The following is a 1,864-nucleotide window of genomic DNA, read 5'->3' on the forward strand; positions in this document are numbered from 1 at the left end:
CCTCGACACCGCTCGCGTGCTGGACGGCGAACGTCCCACCAATGCCCGTGGGTTCGCCGAGCGGCTGAGCCGCGTGGTCGCAAGAAGCCTTGGAAAGACCTAAGGAAAACGGAAGCACACTTGGCCGCTGGCCTTCTTCAGTGAAGCGTTGCTCCGAAGCGTTTCCTAAAGGCTCCGGCCTCGTCCGGGTCGTAAAAGCTGACACGGATCCGCTTCTCCAGCGGCTCCCAGAGAATGCGAGCTTGATGTGGGATATGGCGCTCGATAAGCCATATCCCGATATCATAGAGGTGCTCGTTCAACGTTGCTGCGTTGAGCGGCAGATCGACATCAAAAGCGCGTTTCAGTCCAACACGCGTTGTCACGGCGACGGCAGATTGCTGCATGTCGCCCTCCTTTTTCTCGTGTGCCCATCGTGCCACGTTACCCCTGCCTTTCCCGCGTTTCCATTCGCAAAAGACCACTGAGCATACGCCGTGTTCTTCACGAGATTGCGATTGAGGTCGGGTGCCCGTCCGCCCACCAGACTGGCCCGCGCTCACCGAGAGTTCCCTTTGCGGAACCGATGCGAGCGCGAGCGGCTTTGACATCGCCGTGGCCACACTCGGCATATTTGAAAGAGGGGCGACCATCCATGAGTTCAGCGACAAGCTGATGACGTCCCTCTTCAGACTGGCCGATCCAGAATCCGCCGGCGACACRAAGTAGCGACCGTCCGGTTTCGTGGGATAAGGCCTTGTCTCGGGCTGTGGGTGTCGAGATCGTGATCCGAAGGCCTCGAGGTCGTGGGGAATGCAAGATGCTTCGGTAGGTCGGCACAACCGAGCCGAGTTGCGGCGATAGCCCCACTTTAGCTGGGAGAATGACCGCCGCGCCGCCAAAGGATCGTCAAAGCTCACCTTCGAAAAAGCCAAGCAGCGCCGCGGCAAGCTCCTCCGGCGCGTCTTCCGCCATATAGTGACGGCTTGGAATTGACGCCCCGCGGACCCTTACAGCCCACTTCTGCCAGACTGCAACCACATCTCCGTCGTGATCCAGCAGGTCGTCCTTTTCCGACCACAGCGCAAGGGCCGGGCAGGCGATCTTGCGCCCATTGTCTCGATCGTCTCGATCATGGTCGGCATCGACGCTCAGCCCGTACGATAGTCCGCTAGCATGCCGTGAACGGTCGCCGGGTGGGAGATCGCCTCGAGGAAGTCGGCATAGTTATCCAGACTCTCGGGTTCACCACCGTGGCCGGTGGGCCGACCTATGGGGTCGGCGAAGCGATGGGCAGCGTGAACTTCATTGATCTCTTGCAGGTTCCCAAAACGACCGCGAACAGGACAAACAGCAGGTTTGCCCGTGATGCCCACCATCTTGCCGGGCTACTCATACCGACAATCTGCTTTTGCTTGTAGACAGAGCGGCCTCTGGTGGAACCTCCGCAAATCGCAGACCTGGGCCTTGCGGACGCGCGCGAGGAGCTTCGCGTGATCCTCGAAGACATTTGGGAGGAGGACCGCCGCAGCTCATGCAGCCGGCACTATAGCATACGCCCGAAACACAGCCCCATAGAAGCAGCCTGAAGCCACAAGAACGAAGGCGTGCCAGATCGCATTCTGAAACGGCAGGCTCTCCCAAATGTGGAAAATGACACCGATCGAGTAGAGAAGGCCGCCCGCGATGATCAGGCAGAGGGTGCCCCCAGGCAGAAGACTCACGCTTTTCCAGATCAGGAGCCCACTCCACCCGATCAGGAGATAGAGCGCGATCGACAGGCGGTCGAACCGGCCGGGCAAACCCACTTTGATCGCCACGCCGGCAGCGGCGGCGAGCCATACGATGCCGAGGAGAGCCTGTGCTAAAATGCTCCCGCTCAGTT

The 1,864-nt window shown here is 60.2% G+C and carries 3 protein-coding genes; all 3 read right to left on the reverse strand.

Translation table 11 applies throughout. The annotated features are described in order from the left end of the window. Positions 1-137: 137 nt before the first annotated feature. Entirely contained in the window at positions 138-386 is a 249-nt protein-coding gene (locus AC1DVA_RS28060) for a hypothetical protein (RefSeq protein WP_476808077.1), read from the reverse strand. Between the two features lie 744 nt (positions 387-1,130). Continuing rightward, complete coding sequence (locus AC1DVA_RS28065; protein ID WP_476808078.1) at positions 1,131-1,358, reverse strand: hypothetical protein; 228 nt, start codon at positions 1,356-1,358, stop codon at positions 1,131-1,133. A gap of 153 nt (positions 1,359-1,511) precedes the next feature. Then, the coding region (gene trhA, locus AC1DVA_RS28070; protein ID WP_476808079.1) for a PAQR family membrane homeostasis protein TrhA at positions 1,512-1,864 on the reverse strand (353 nt) is incomplete at its 5' end.

The organism is Allobosea sp. P4_C6 (genome assembly GCF_056402015.1).

Bases quoted from the DNA above. Each gene is read 5' to 3' on its own strand.
- AC1DVA_RS28060 (WP_476808077.1), bottom strand. From the start codon at position 386: ATGCAGCAATCTGCCGTCGCCGTGACAACGCGTGTTGGACTGAAACGC.
- AC1DVA_RS28065 (WP_476808078.1), bottom strand. From the start codon at position 1,358: ATGGTGGGCATCACGGGCAAACCTGCTGTTTGTCCTGTTCGCGGTCGT.